This is a genomic window from Streptomyces sp. NRRL B-24484 (assembly GCF_000717715.1).
Taxonomy (GTDB): Bacteria; Actinomycetota; Actinomycetes; order Streptomycetales; family Streptomycetaceae; genus Kitasatospora.
In genome coordinates, this window is the sequence record NZ_JOAI01000005.1 from 24,485 (window position 1) to 37,620 (window position 13,136).

Consider the following 13,136-nt stretch of genomic DNA (forward strand, 5'->3'; position numbering starts at 1 on the left):
GGCTCACCGGGCGCGGGTGCCGTCGGCGGTGCGGCGCAGGGTGCGGCCGGGCAGCGCGCCGGTGGGACGGCCGTCGGCGAGGACGGCGGTGCCGTTGACCCAGACGTGGGCGATGCCGGCGGCGGGTCGGCGCGGATGGTCGAAGGTGGCGGTGTCGCGGACGGTCGCCGGGTCGAGCAGCACCAGGTCGGCGTGGTGGCCGGGCCGGACGACGCCGCGGCGGTGGAGCCGGAGGCGGCGGGCCGGGCGGCCCGTCATCCGGGCGATCGCCTCCTCCAGGGTGAGCACGCCCTCGTCCCGTCCGTAGTGGCCCAGGTAGCGGGCGAAGGTGCCCCAGGCCCGCGGGTGCGGGCGGTCCCCGACGAGCAGGCCGTCGCTGCCGACGGTGTGCGCGGGATGCCGCATCACGGCACGGACGTTGGCCTCGTCGCCGACGTGCTGGAGGATCGTGGTGGCCAGGCGGTCGCGGCGCAGCAGGTCGAGGAAGGCCTCGGTGCCGGTGGTGCCGTCCGCGGCGGCGACCTCGGCGACGGTGCGGCCGACCAGGGCGGCGAGGGCCGGGTCGCCGACGCCGGAGACCTGCACGGTGTGCCAGTCGGCGGTGACGCCGTGGCAGCCGTCGCTGCCGGTCTCCTCCAGGGCGGTGCGGATGCGTTCGCGGGCGGCCGGGTCGCCGAGCCGGGCGAGGGTGGCGTCCGGTCCGCCGGCGGCGGCCCAGCCGGGCAGCAGCGCGGCGAGGGTGGTGGAGCCGGGGAGGTAGGGGTAGCTGTCGAGGGTGACGTCGAGGCCCTCGGCGAGGGCGGCGTCGACCAGGGCGAGGAGTTCGCCGGCCCGGCCGCGGTTGACCTCGAAGTTCATGGTCGCGTGGGTGAGGTGCAGCGGGCAGCCGGAGGCGCGGGAGATCGCGATCATCTCGGCGTAGCCCTCCAGCGCGCCGGCGCCGTAGGAGCGCTGGTGCGGGGCGTGGAATCCGCCGGCGGCGGCCACCACCGCGCAGAGGGCGGCGAGTTCGGCCGTGCCGGCGTACATGCCGGGCGGGTAGCTGAGCCCGCTGGACAGGCCGACCGCGCCCTCGGCGAGGCCCTGGGCCACCAGGGTGCGCATCCGGTCGAGTTCGGCCTCGGTCGGCGGGCGGTCGTCCCAGCCCATGGCGAGCATCCGCACGCTGCCGTGCGGCACCAGGTAGCAGGTGTTGACGGCGGTGCCGGTGTCGAGCCGGTCGAGGTACTCGCCGACGGTGCGCCAGGTCCATTCGAAGCCGTCGGGGTCGCCGTTCCAGCCGGCGAGTTGGCGGCGCAGCGCGGGCAGGGTGGTGTCGTCGACGGGTGCGTAGGAGAGGCCGTCCTGGCCGAGGACCTCGCAGGTGACGCCCTGGGTGATCCGGGAGGGGTGGGCCGGTTCGACGAGCAGGCGCAGGTCGGAGTGGGTGTGCATGTCGATGAAGCCGGGGGCGAGGACGAGGCCGTCCGCGTCGATCGTGCGGCGGGCGCCGAGGTGCTCGCCGGGGCCGCCGACGGTGTCGATCAGGCCGTCCGTGACGGTGACGTCCGCGCGGCGGCGCGGGGCGCCGGTGCCGTCGACGACGACGGCGCCGCGGATCACCAGATCGGCCACCAGACCACTCCTCACCTGCAATGTTGCGTTATTCGCAACATGCGTTGCGGATAGTGCCACGACGGTTCTAACATTCACGCCGAAGCGCGGTCAACGAGACGGGCGCGTCCGAGGGGCGCGCGGGCGGAGGGAGTGCGGCGGATGGCGGAGCGGCCGGCCGGCCCGTGGGCCGTGTGCCTGGGCGAGTCGATGGCGGTGCTGCTGCCGGACGCCGCCGGTCCGCTGGAGGCCGCCGGCGGCTTCCGGCCGGCGGTGGGCGGTGCGGAGTCGAACACGGCGTGCGCGCTGGCCGCGCTGGGTGTGCCGACGGCCTGGATCGGCCGGGTCGGCGACGACGGGTTCGGGCGCATGGTCACCGCCGATCTGGCCGCCTGCGGGGTGGACGTCTCGGCCGTGGCGGTGGACCCGCACCGCCGCACCGGCCTCTACGTCAAGGAGACCGGCGGTTCGGCGCTGGCGCACGACCTCGGCCCGGGCCGCAGCCGGCTGCACTACTACCGGACGGGCTCCGCCGCCTCCGCCCTCTCCCCCGCGCTGCTGGCCGACCCGGCCGCCGCCCGGCTGCTGGCCGGCGCCCGGCTGCTGCACCTGACCGGCATCACCGCGGCGCTCTCCGACGACTGCCTGGCGCTCGTCCGTGCGCTGCTCGCCGACCGGCGGCCCGACCGGCTGGTCTCCCTCGACCTGAACTGGCGTCCGGCGCTCTGGCGGGGCCGCGACCCGGGGGTGCTGCCCGAACTGCTGGGCGCCGCCGACGTCCTGCTGCTGGGCGCGGACGAGGCGGCCGAGGCCCTCGGCACCGGGGACCCGGCCGCGCTGCGGGCCGCCTTCCCCGCCCCCGCGACCGTCGTCGTCAAGGACGCCGGCCACCGGGTCACCGCCCTGGACCGCTCGGGCGCCGCCGTCACCGAGCCGGCGCTCGCCGTCGAGGTGGTCGAGCCGACCGGAGCGGGCGACGCCTTCGCCGCCGGCTACCTGGCCGGCCTGCACCGCGGGCTGGACGGCCGCCGCCGGCTGCGGCTCGGCCACCTCGCCGCGGCCTGCGCCCTGACCGCCCCCGGCGACCGCGGCAGGCTGCCCGCGCCCGGCGTGGTCGCGGCGCTGCTCGACGCCCCGGACGGGGACTGGGCGGCGACCCGGGTGGCCGCTGATGGCATCGTGTCCCCGGTACTCACCCGGCCGGCCGCGCACCTCGGAGCACCCACCCCATGAGCCAGACCGTCACCCGCGCCCTGCGCCTGCTCGCCGAGCTCGGCGAGGGCGAACGCTCCCTCGACCAGCTGGCGGCGGTGCTCGGGGTGCACAAGACCACCGTGCTGCGGCTGCTGCAGAGCCTGGAGGAGGGCCGGTTCGTGCACCGCGACGCCGCCCACCGCTACCACCTCGGGGCCGGCCTGTTCGCGCTGTCGAGCCTGGCGCTGGAGCAGCGCGGCATCCGCCGCACCGCGGCACCGCACCTCGCCGAGCTGAACGCGGCGACCGGCCAGACGGTGCACCTGGCCGCGTACGAGGGCGGCGAGGTGGTCTACATCGACAAGTACGACTCCCGGCAGCCGGTGCGGATGTACTCCCGGATCGGGCTGCGGGCCTCGCTGCACTGCACCGCGGTGGCGAAGGTGCTGCTGGCCGACCTGCCGCCGGCCGAGCGCCGCAGGGTGGCCGCCGCGGTCGAGTACACCCCGCACACGGCGAACACGATCACCGGGCCGAAGCAGCTGCTCGCCGAGCTGGAGCAGGTCGCGGCCCGGGGCTGGGCGCAGGACCACGCCGAGCACGAGCCGTTCATCAACTGCGTGGCCGCGCCCGTCCGGGACGTCTCCGGGCGGGTCGTCGCCGCCGCGTCGGTCTCGGTGCCGGACGTGGTGCTGCCCTACGAGCAGGTGCTGGAGCTGCTGCCGCAGCTGCTGGCCACGGCCCGGGCGATCTCCGCCGACGCGGGCGCCCCCGCCTGATCCCTCCCGATCCCTCCTGATCATCGATGAGTCCGATCCCGCGAGAGGAAGCACACCGCATGACCGAGAAGACCGAGGTCCGCACGGACGGCGCCCCCGCCCCCGCCTGGATGTTCTCCCAGGGGGTGCGCAAGGGCCCGATCCTGCAGGTCTCCGGCCAGGGCCCGCAGGACCCGGCGACCGGGGAGTACCTGTACCCCGGCGACGTGCGGGCGCAGACCCGGCGGACGCTGGAGAACGTCAAGGCGATCGTCGAGGCGGGCGGCGGCACCGTCGAGGACGTGGTGATGTTCCGCGTCTACCTGACGAAGCGTTCGGACTTCGCGGAGATGAACGCGGCCTACGCGGCCTTCGTCGAGGAGAACATCGCCCCGGGCGGGGTGAAGCCGTGCCGGACGACCGTGATGGTCGAACTGCCGCAGGAGCCGATGCTGGTGGAGATCGACGCGCAGGCCGTCATCGGCTGAGCGGCGCCCGTCACCGGCGGGCGGCCGGACCCAGCGGCTCGGCCCGGCCGACGATCGTGCCGGCCCGGTCGATGCAGATCACGTCCACCGCGACCGGGGCCGGGGCGAGCACGCCGAGCGCGGTCGCCCGGGCCGCCTCGGCCACCAGGTCGCCCAGCGGCACCCCGGCCGCCGCGCACAACTGCACCGCCTCCAGGCCGGTGTTGGCGGCGGCGACCGCCGCGGCCAGCTCCGGGGAGGCGCCGCCGCGGCGGGCCAGCTCCGCCAGGTAGCCCTTGTCGACCTGCGAGCGGGCCGAGTGCAGGTCGAGGTGGCCGGCGGCCAGCTTGGACAGCTTCGCGAAGCCGCCGGCCACGGTCAGCCGGGGCACCGGGTGGCGCTTGAGGTACTTGAGCACCGCGCCCGCGAAGTCGCCCATGTCCAGCAGCGCGTCCTCCGGCAGGTCGTGCACCGCGACGGCGACCTTCTCCGAGGTCGAGCCGGTGCACCCGGCGACGTGGGTGCGGCCGGCCGCCCGGGCGACGTCCACCCCGCGGCGGATCGAGTCGATCCAGGCCGAGCAGGAGTAGGGCACCACGATGCCGGTGGTGCCGAGGATCGACAGGCCGCCGAGGATGCCGAGCCGGGGGTTCCAGGTGGAGCGGGCGATCTCCTCGCCGTGGTCGACGGAGATCTCCACCACCACGTCCCCGCTGCCGCCGTGCCGGGCGGCGACCTCGGCGACGGTGTCCCGGATCATCTGCCGCGGCACCGGGTTGATCGCCGGTTCGCCGACCGGCAGCGGCAGACCGGCCTTGGTGACGGTCCCGACGCCGGGACCGGCCCGGAAGACCACGCCGCTGCCCGGGGCGCCCGCGGTGACGGTGGAGCGGATCAGCGCGCCGTGGGTGACGTCCGGGTCGTCACCGGCGTCCTTCACCACCCCGGCCATCGCCCGTCCGGCCGTCAGCTCCTCCGCCGCCAGGGCGAACGCGGGCCGCTGGCCCTTCGGCAGGACGATCTCCACCGGGTCGGGGAACTCCCCGGTGAGCAGGGCGGTGTACGCGGCGGTGGTCGCCGCCGTGGCGCACGCGCCCGTCGTCCAGCCGTGCCGCAGCCCGCTACTCTTCAGCTGCGCCGCCCGGCCGCCCGCCTCAGCCACGTCCGCCTCCTGGAGTTCCGATGCACGTCCTGATCCTCGGCGGCACCACCGAGGCCCGCCGTCTCGCCGCCGTCCTCGCCGAGGACCCCGGGCTGCGGGTGACCAGCTCGCTGGCCGGCCGGGTCGCGGAGCCGCGGCTGCCGGCGGGCGAGGTGCGGATCGGCGGTTTCGGCGGCGCGGTCGGGCTGGCCGACTGGCTGCGGGCCGAGCAGGCGGACGCGGTCATCGACGCCACCCATCCCTTCGCCGAGAAGATCAGCCGGAGCGCGGCCGTCGCGGCCGCCGAGGTCCATGTTCCCCTGCTCGTCCTGCGGCGTCCCGGTTGGGTCCCGGTCGACGGCGACGACTGGCACCGGGTGGACTCGCTGGCCGAGGCGGCGGACGCCCTGCCGGGCCTCGGCCGCCGGGTGTTCCTCACCACCGGACGGCAGGGCATGGCCGCCTTCGCGCACCTGACGGACACCTTCTTCCTGGCCCGGTCGGTGGACCCGCCGGACCGGCCGCTGCCGCCCCGGCTGGAGGTGCTCCTCGACCGCGGCCCGTTCACCCTGGACGGGGAGCGCGGGGTGCTGCGCGAGTACGACATCGACGTCCTGGTCACCAAGGACAGCGGCGGCGCGGCCACCGCGCCCAAGCTGACCGCGGCCCGCGAGCTCGGCCTGCCCGTGGTGATCGTCCGCCGGCCCGAGACGCCCTCCGGCGTCCCCGTCACCGACGGCGTGCAGGGCGCCGTGGACTGGCTCACCGCCCTGGCGGCGGGTTCGTCCTCCTGAAGCACCGTCTCAACCCGAGGCCTTCCTGAGGTGGCGGCGGAGCTTCTGCAGCGGCCAGGTGTTGACGACCTCCTCGGCGGTCAGCCGGCCGCGCTGGGCGGTGGCGACGCCGAAGCGGAGGTTGTCGAGGTGGACGGTGGCGTGCGCGTCGGTGTTCACGGCGAAGCGGACGCCGTGGCGCCGGGCCGCGACGATCAGTTCGTCGCCGAGGTCGAGCCGCTCGGGTGAGGCGTTGACCTCCAGGACGGTGCCGGTGCGGGCCGCCGCGGCGAAGACCTCGTCGAAGTCGGCGTCGATCGGCGCGCGGCGGCCGAGCAGCCGGGTGGTGGGGTGCCCGATCACGTGGACGTGCGGGTTCTCGCAGGCCCGGACGAGCCGGCGGGTCTGCGCGGCCCGGTCCAGCCCGAAGGCGGAGTGGATCGAGGCGACGCACAGGTCGAAGCCGGCGAGGAACTCGGGCGGCCAGTCCACGCCGCCGTCCGGGTCGATGTTCAGCTCGGTGCCGTGCAGCAGCCGCATCCGCCCGAACGAGCCCTGCAACGACTGCAGTTGCTCGCGCTGGGCGAGCATCTTCGCGTCGGTCATCCGCTGCATGGCCAGGTTCGGCGCGTGGTCGGTGACGGCGACGTAGGACCAGCGGCGGCGGTACGCGGCGGCGAGCATCTCCTCCAGCGGGGCGAGGCCGTCGGTGAGGTCGGTGTGGGTGTGCAGGTCGCCGCGGACGTCCTGTTCGGTGACGGGGTCGCCGAGTTCGCCGTTCAGGGCGTCCTCGATCTCGCCGCGGTCCTCGCGCAGGGTGGGCGGGATCCACGGCAGGCCGAGCGCCTCGTAGACGTCCTCCTCGGTGCGGGAGGCGAGCCTGCGGCCGCCGTCCGCCTCGAACAGGCCGTACTCGGAGAGCTTGAGCCCGGCCTTGACGGCGCGGGCGCGCAGCTTGATGTTGTGGGCCTTGGAGCCGGTGAAGTAGACGAGGGCGGCACCCCAGTCCTCGGCCGGGACGACCCGCAGGTCGACCTGGAGGCCCCCGGTGGTGCGGACGGAGGTCTTGGTGCTGCCGCTGCCGAGCACCTCGGCGGTGAGCGGGTGGCCGGTGAGGGCGGCCGTCAGCGGGGCGGAGTCGTCCGCGGCGGCGAGCACGTCGACGTCGCCGATGGTCTCGCGCATCCGGCGCAGCGACCCGGCCCAGGTGCAGCGTTCGCAGCCGGGGGCCTCGCGGACGGCGGCGGCGATCTCCTCGGCGAGGGCGAGGGCGGTGGAGATCAGCACCCGGCCGCCGCCCTGCCGGAGGACCTCGATGCCGTGGACGATGTTCTCCGCGGTGCGGGCGCCGAGGCCGGGGAGGTCGTCGAGGCGGCCCGCCCGGGCGGCGTCGAGGAGTTCGTCGACGGTGGAGACGCCGAGTTCGCGGTGGACGAGCGCGGCCTTCTTGGGCCCGACGGTCGGGATCGCCATGATCTCGCGGACGCCCGGCGGCACCTTCGCGCGGAGCGCGTCGACGGCGGCGACCCGGCCGGTGCCCAGGTACTCGGTGATCTTCTCGGCGGTGGACTTCCCGACACCGGGGATGGCCTGCAGGCCCTTGGCGTCGAGCCGGGCGAGGTCCTCCGGGTGGCCGCCGACGGACCGGGCGGCCTTCTCGTAGGACCGTGCCCGGTAGGCGTCGCCGCCGGTGAGCAGCAGCAGGTCGGAGTACTCCTGGAGCAGTGCGCCGACCTCGTCGTTGAGCCGCGCCATGCCCCCAGTCTAGGGCGGCCTTGACAGCGGCACCCCCGCGGAATGAATATTCATTCCGTGACCCCGCGCAAGCCCGACCTCGCCGAGCGGCTCATCGACGCCGCTGTCGCCCTCTTCGCCGAGCGCACCTACGAGGGCACCCAGATGCCCGCCGTCGCCCAGCGCGCCGGAGTGGGCGTGGGCAGCATCTACCGGTACTTCCCGAGCAAGGAGGCACTCGGCAACGCGGCCTTCCAGCACGCCAAGCGGGCCCTGCTCGACGAGCTGGCCGCGGCGATGGCCGAGGGCGGCCCGGCCGGCACCGTCCGCGAGGAGTTCGGCCGCTTCTGGCGCGGCTTCACCCGGTACGCCGGGGCCCGCCCGGAGGCGTTCGTCTTCCTGGAGCACCAGCAGCACGACACCTTCCTGGCACCGGACAGCCTGGCGCTGGCCGCCGAGATCGACCGGATCGCCGCCGACTTCATCGAGCGCGGCCAGCGGGCGGGCGAGATCCGCGACGGGGACGCCGCCCAGCTGGTGGCGCTCGCCGTCGGCGCCTTCACCGGTCTGGTCAAGCTGCACCGCACGGACGGCCTCGGCGCGATGGCCCCCGCGGACCTCGCCGCCGCCGAGGAGTGCGTCTGGGCCCTGCTGCACCGCCCCGCCCCCTGACCGCAGCCCCGCTCCTCTCCCCGCACGCCACTCCCCCGGAAAGGCAGGTCCCCCGATGACCGCCCCGCAGACCGTCCTGATCACCGGGTGCTCCACCGGCATGGGCCGCGAGGCCGCCCTCGCCCTGCACCGGCTCGGCCACCGCGTGGTCGCCACCGCCCGCCGCCCCGAGACCCTCGCCGACCTGGCCGGCCTCGGCATCACCACACTCGCCCTGGACGTCACCGACGAACGGTCGATGACGGCCGCGGTGGCCCGCGTCGAGGAGCTGCACGGCCACGTCGACGTCCTGATCAACAACGCCGCCTACGGGCTGCACCAGCCGGTCGAACTGGCCTCCCCGGACGAGGTCCGCACCCAGTTCGACACCAACGTCTTCGGCCTCGTCCGGATGGCCCAGCTGGTGCTGCCCGGCATGCGGCGGGCAGGGCGCGGACGGATCGTCAACATCTCCTCGATGGGCGGCCGGTTCTCGCCGCCCGGCGGCGCCTTCTACCACGCCACCAAGCACGCGGTGGAGGCGATCAGCGACTCTCTGCGGCTGGAGGTCGCGCCCTTCGGCGTCGACGTGGTAGTCGTCCAGCCGGGCCCGACCATCACCGGTTTCGGCGGCACCGCCGTCGCCACCATGCCCGACGCCTCCGGCCCGTACGGCTCGTTCACCACCGCACTCGCCGACATGTACGCCAACAAGGCCTTCACCCGGCGCAGCGGCGCGGTCACGGCCGAGGCCGCCACCAAGGTGATCGTCCGGGCGGCGACGGTGCGCCGGCCGCGGGCCCGGTACGCGATCGGGGCGATGGCCCGCGGCACGATGATCGCCAAGCGGCTGCTGCCGGACGCGGCCTTCGACGCCGTCATGCGGGCCTCCTTCCCGCTGCCGAAGGCGGGCTGACGGCCCGACGGCCGCCCGCGCGGAAAACCGCGTGCCACCGTCCGTCCGCCGGGCTGGCCTCGGCGGTATGAAGCACCGGCGCGCTGCCGCGACCACGACGCCGGAGAGGGTCCCGCCCGGAGAGGTCGCCCTTCTCGTGGCCGTCGTCCGGACCGCCGTCGGATACGGCCTCCGCCGTGGCCCGGGGCTACGAGCCCCGGACGAGGGACGCGCGTGGCCGGGCACCGGACGGGTGCGGCCGGACGTCCGGTGCCACCGGGGCGGCGGGGAGGTGCCTCCCCGCGCCCCCGGTCGCCTCCGGTCAGTCCTCCGGGTAGCGGCGCGGGGTCCAGACGATCTCGGTGTCGTCGCCGCGGCGGACCACGCGGGTCTGGGAGGAGCCGATGAGCAGCAGGGTGCGCATGTCCACCTCGGCCGGGTCGAGGTCGGCCAGCCGGACGGTGCGGACGCGCTCGGTGGGGCCGCCCACGTCGCGGGCCATCACCACCGGGGTGTCGGCGGCGCGGTGCTCCAGCATCAGGTCGCGGGCCAGCCCGACCTGGGTGGTGCGGGACTTCGAGCCGGGGTTGTAGAGCGCCAGCACCAGGTCGGCCTCGGCGGCCGCGCGCAGGCGGCGGGCGATGACCTCCCACGGCTTGAGGCGGTCGGAGAGCGAGACCACCGCGTAGTCGTGGCCGAGCGGGGCGCCGGCCCGGGAGGCGGCGGCGTGGGCCGCGGTCATGCCGGGCAGCACCCGGACGGGCACCTCGCGGTACGGGTCCTCGCCGGCCGCCTCCAGGACGGCGGTGGCCATCGCGAAGACGCCCGGGTCGCCGGAGGAGACGACCGCGACGCGGCGGCCGCGGCGGGCCAGGTCGAGGGCGAACTCGGCGCGCACGGACTCGACCTTGTTGTCCGAGCCGTGCCGGACCTGGCCGGGCCGGACGGGCACCCGGTCCAGGTAGGTGGTGTAGCCGACCAGGTCCGTGGCGGCGGCGAGGGCGCCGCGGGCCTCCGGGGTGAGCCAGAGCGGTCCGGCCGGGCCGGTGCCGACGACCACGACCTCGCCGGGCCCGGCCGGCTCGGGCAGGTCGAGCGGGGCGACCTTGCTGGGCAGCACGGCGACCGAGAAGTACGGCACGGTGTCGGCCTCGACCTCGGCGAGCGGCAGGGTGCGCTCGCCGTCCATGAACGCCCGCTCGACGTACTGCGCGTCGTCGAGCCGGCCGGCCCGCTCCAGCGCGCGGCGGACGGCCGGGAAGGTCCGGCCGAGCTTCATGATCACGGCGGAGTCGGCGGAGGCGATCCGGGCTGCGAGCTCCTCCTCCGGCAGGGTGCCGGGGATGATCGTCAGGGTCTCCTCGGCCTCCACCAGTGCACTGCCGAGCCGGGCCGCGGCGGCGCTGACCGAGGTCACGCCGGGCACCACCTCGGTCGGGTAGCGGTGCGCGAGGCGCTTGTGCATGTGCTGGTAGGAGCCGTAGAACAGCGGGTCGCCCTCGGCGAGGACGACGACGTTCCGCCCGGCGTCCAGGTGGGCGGCGAGCCTGGCGGACGCCTCCTCGTAGAAGTCGTCCAGCGCGCCGCGGTAGCCGCCGGGGTGGTCGGTGGTCTCCACGGTGATCGGGTAGACCAGCTTCTCCTCGATCTGGCCTCCGGTCAGGTAGCGGTCGGCGATCGAGCGGGCGATCGAACGGCCGTGCCGGGCGCTGTGGTAGGCCACCACGTCGGCCTTGCCGATGAGTTCGGCGGCACGGACGGTGACCAGCGAGGGGTCGCCGGGGCCGAGGCCGACGCCGTACAGTCGGCCGGTCTGCTGCTCGGTCACTCTTCTTCACTCGCAATCGCGTTGACGGCGGCCGCGGCGATCGCACTGCCGCCGCGGCGGCCGCGGACCACCAGGTGCTCCAGGCCGGACGGGTGCTCGGCCAGGGCCTGCTTGGACTCGGCGGCGCCGATGAATCCGACCGGCACGCCGATCACCGCGGCCGGGCGGGGTGCGCCGGCCTCGATCATCTCCAGCAGCCGGAAGAGCGAGGTCGGCGCGTTGCCGACGGCCACCACCGCGCCCTCCAGCCGGGGCAGCCACAGCTCCATGGCGGCGGCGCTGCGGGTGTTGCCCATCTTCTGCGCGAGCTCCGGCACCGAGGGGTCGGTGAGGGTGCAGATCACCTCGTTGTCGGCGGGCAGCCGCTTGCGGGTGACACCGCTGGCGACCATGTTGACGTCGCAGAGGATCGGGGCGCCGGCGTGCAGCGCCGCGCGGGCCGAGGCGACCACGCCGGGCGAGTACAGCAGGTCCTCGACCAGGTCGGTCATGCCGCAGGCGTGGATCATCCGCACCGCGACCCGGGAGACGTCGGCGGGCAGGGCGGCGAGGTCGGCCTCGGCCCGGATGGTGGCAAAGGACTGCCGGTAGATGGCGGCGCCGTCCTTCTCGTACTCGATCACGTGGTCCTCCGGGCCTCGGCGACCGCCTCGGCCATCTCTTCCGTCGTCACATCCACTGGCGTCACATCGATGGGGCGGGCCGGTGTCCCGACCGGTGCCACCCGGTAGCCCTGCCCGGTGGCGAGCACGTCCACCCATCGCCCGGCTGGGTGACCGCAGCGCCGCTCGCAGCCCGACCAGTGCACCGGCAGGCCACCGCCGTCCGCCCCCTCCAGGGCGCGGGCGGCGTCGCCGCGCACGTCGGCGAGCGACTTGCCGCAGCCGGGCAGCCCGGTGCAGGCGGTGGCGCGGTCCCAGGCGGTGCCCGGTCCGGTCAGGAAGCCGGCCGCGGCGAGCCCGGCGAGGGCCTCGGGGCGGGCGCCGGGCAGGACGGCGCCGCGCCAGGGCGTCAGCCGGACCTCGCCGGCGGACGCTCCGGCGAGCAGCCGCCACTGTGCGGCGGTGGCCCGTCCGAAGCGCGTCCCGACCGAGAGGCCGCCGGGCAGCACGCCGAGCGGCGGGTGTCCGCCGGGCAGCTGCGGCAGCGGCAGGTCGCCGGGCGGCAGGAGTTCGGGGACCTCGCGCAGGTGCCAGGCCCGGGTGCCGGTGGCCCGCAGCGCGTCGAGGAAGGCCCGGGCGGCGTCCAAGGCGGCGTCCACGGCCCGTGCGGCCGGCACCGCGCGGACGGTCGCCTCGCGGCCGAGCCGCAGCAGGGCGGTGCCGCCGGGCGCTGCGATCAATGTCACATCGGCGTTCAGGGCGGCGACGTCGCCGCGGCCGTCGTCCAGGGCGAACAGGAACTTGCCGGAGAGCGCGGCCGCCCAGGGCGCCGCGCAGAGCTTCGCGTCCAGTTCGCGCACCCGGGCCGCGGTGTCGGCGTGCCCGTCGGCGTCCAGGCCGGCGGTCGGCGAGGCGACGATGTTGCGCACCCGCTCGTGGGTGTCGGAGGGCAGCAGTCCGACCGCGCGCAGCCGGTCGGCGAGTTCCGCGCTGCAGGACGAAGCCAGGCCGCGCAGCTGGACGTTGCCGCGGGAGGTGGTCTCCAGTGCGCCGTCGCCGAGCGCCTCCGCGGCCGCGGCCAGCGCCGTGACCTGACCGTCCGTCAGCAGTCCGCCGGGGACGCGGATGCGGGCGAGGGCGCCGTCGTCGGCCGTGTGCAGACGAAGGGCCCCCGGACAGGCGTCCGACCGGCCCCGGTCGGGCACGGCGGAGCCCGCCCCGGCGGGGTCGGGAGTGGGAGGCATGGCGGCGAGCATACAGATTGTCCGACGGGGCGCCCCGTCGTCTGGATCACAGTCCGCGTGCAGTCCCGCGGCCGTCCGCCACCCCGTACGATGCTGCCGGACGGTCCGTGCGGACCGTCCGACGCCAGCGACGGCAAGCGGAGGAAACCGGTGCAAATCCGGTGCGGTCCCGCCACTGTAACCACGGCTCAGCCGCCGTGGAGCCAGGAACTCCCGCCGTCCTCCACCAGCCCGGGGCGCGGACCCCGAGGAAGGC

General features: G+C 75.7%; 12 protein-coding genes and 1 riboswitch. Of the genes, 6 read left to right on the forward strand and 6 right to left on the reverse strand.

Annotated elements, in window-relative coordinates; translation table 11 throughout:
• Nucleotides 1-3 precede the first annotated feature (3 nt).
• Nucleotides 4-1,614, reverse strand: coding sequence for an N-acyl-D-amino-acid deacylase family protein (locus IE98_RS47745; RefSeq protein ID WP_030265138.1), 1,611 nt, complete (start codon nucleotides 1,612-1,614; stop codon nucleotides 4-6).
• 141 nt (nucleotides 1,615-1,755) lie between these two features.
• Here IE98_RS47745 and IE98_RS0105710 point away from each other — a divergent pair, with 141 nt between their 5' ends.
• From IE98_RS0105710 to IE98_RS0105720, 3 genes are read left to right on the forward strand one after another with little or no spacing between them, the layout of a single operon-like run.
• On the forward strand, nucleotides 1,756-2,826 hold the full coding sequence (locus IE98_RS0105710) for a sugar kinase (RefSeq protein WP_030265147.1): 1,071 nt from the start codon (nucleotides 1,756-1,758) through the stop codon (nucleotides 2,824-2,826).
• The gene (locus IE98_RS0105715; RefSeq protein WP_030265148.1) at nucleotides 2,823-3,566 is read left to right on the forward strand and encodes an IclR family transcriptional regulator; all 744 of its coding nucleotides are present in this window, start codon (nucleotides 2,823-2,825) and stop codon (nucleotides 3,564-3,566) included. The genes IE98_RS0105710 and IE98_RS0105715 overlap by 4 nt, the downstream gene beginning before the upstream one ends.
• Nucleotides 3,567-3,625: 59 nt before the next feature.
• Nucleotides 3,626-4,033, forward strand: a complete 408-nt coding sequence (locus tag IE98_RS0105720) for a RidA family protein (RefSeq protein ID WP_030265150.1) — start codon at nucleotides 3,626-3,628, stop codon at nucleotides 4,031-4,033.
• Nucleotides 4,034-4,043: 10 nt separating this feature from the next.
• Here the strand turns inward: IE98_RS0105720 and IE98_RS0105725 are convergent, their stop codons facing one another.
• Nucleotides 4,044-5,174 carry a cobalt-precorrin-5B (C(1))-methyltransferase gene (locus IE98_RS0105725; protein ID WP_030265153.1) on the reverse strand — a complete coding sequence of 377 codons (1,131 nt, stop codon included), beginning with the start codon at nucleotides 5,172-5,174 and terminating at the stop codon, nucleotides 4,044-4,046.
• A gap of 20 nt (nucleotides 5,175-5,194) precedes the next feature.
• Here IE98_RS0105725 and IE98_RS0105730 point away from each other — a divergent pair, with 20 nt between their 5' ends.
• Entirely contained in the window at nucleotides 5,195-5,947 is a 753-nt protein-coding gene (locus tag IE98_RS0105730) for a cobalt-precorrin-6A reductase (RefSeq protein WP_030265156.1), read from the forward strand.
• A 9-nt stretch (nucleotides 5,948-5,956) separates the two neighbouring features.
• Here the strand turns inward: IE98_RS0105730 and polX are convergent, their stop codons facing one another.
• Entirely contained in the window at nucleotides 5,957-7,681 is a 1,725-nt protein-coding gene (gene polX / locus IE98_RS0105735; protein WP_030265159.1) for a DNA polymerase/3'-5' exonuclease PolX, read from the reverse strand.
• A gap of 57 nt (nucleotides 7,682-7,738) precedes the next feature.
• Between polX and IE98_RS0105740 the strand changes: the two genes are divergently transcribed.
• Together IE98_RS0105740 and IE98_RS0105745 are read left to right on the forward strand one after the other, a co-directional pair.
• Nucleotides 7,739-8,332, forward strand: coding sequence for a TetR/AcrR family transcriptional regulator (locus IE98_RS0105740; RefSeq protein ID WP_030265162.1), 594 nt, complete (start codon nucleotides 7,739-7,741; stop codon nucleotides 8,330-8,332).
• 55 nt (nucleotides 8,333-8,387) lie between these two features.
• The gene (locus IE98_RS0105745; protein ID WP_030265165.1) at nucleotides 8,388-9,227 is read left to right on the forward strand and encodes an SDR family NAD(P)-dependent oxidoreductase; all 840 of its coding nucleotides are present in this window, start codon (nucleotides 8,388-8,390) and stop codon (nucleotides 9,225-9,227) included.
• A 301-nt stretch (nucleotides 9,228-9,528) separates the two neighbouring features.
• Here the strand turns inward: IE98_RS0105745 and IE98_RS0105750 are convergent, their stop codons facing one another.
• Genes IE98_RS0105750 through IE98_RS0105760 form a run of 3 tightly spaced genes read right to left on the reverse strand, consistent with a single transcriptional unit; the run spans nucleotide 9,529 to nucleotide 12,880 of the window.
• The gene (locus tag IE98_RS0105750) at nucleotides 9,529-11,034 is read right to left on the reverse strand and encodes a precorrin-2 C(20)-methyltransferase (protein WP_030265167.1); all 1,506 of its coding nucleotides are present in this window, start codon (nucleotides 11,032-11,034) and stop codon (nucleotides 9,529-9,531) included.
• Nucleotides 11,031-11,657 carry a precorrin-8X methylmutase gene (locus IE98_RS0105755; RefSeq protein ID WP_030265169.1) on the reverse strand — a complete coding sequence of 209 codons (627 nt, stop codon included), beginning with the start codon at nucleotides 11,655-11,657 and terminating at the stop codon, nucleotides 11,031-11,033. Before IE98_RS0105755 ends, IE98_RS0105750 begins: the two co-directional genes overlap by 4 nt.
• The gene (locus tag IE98_RS0105760; RefSeq protein WP_234443420.1) at nucleotides 11,654-12,880 is read right to left on the reverse strand and encodes a cobalamin biosynthesis protein CobG; all 1,227 of its coding nucleotides are present in this window, start codon (nucleotides 12,878-12,880) and stop codon (nucleotides 11,654-11,656) included. The genes IE98_RS0105755 and IE98_RS0105760 overlap by 4 nt, the downstream gene beginning before the upstream one ends.
• A gap of 84 nt (nucleotides 12,881-12,964) precedes the next feature.
• Nucleotides 12,965-13,116: riboswitch (cobalamin riboswitch) on the forward strand.
• Nucleotides 13,117-13,136 lie beyond the last annotated feature (20 nt).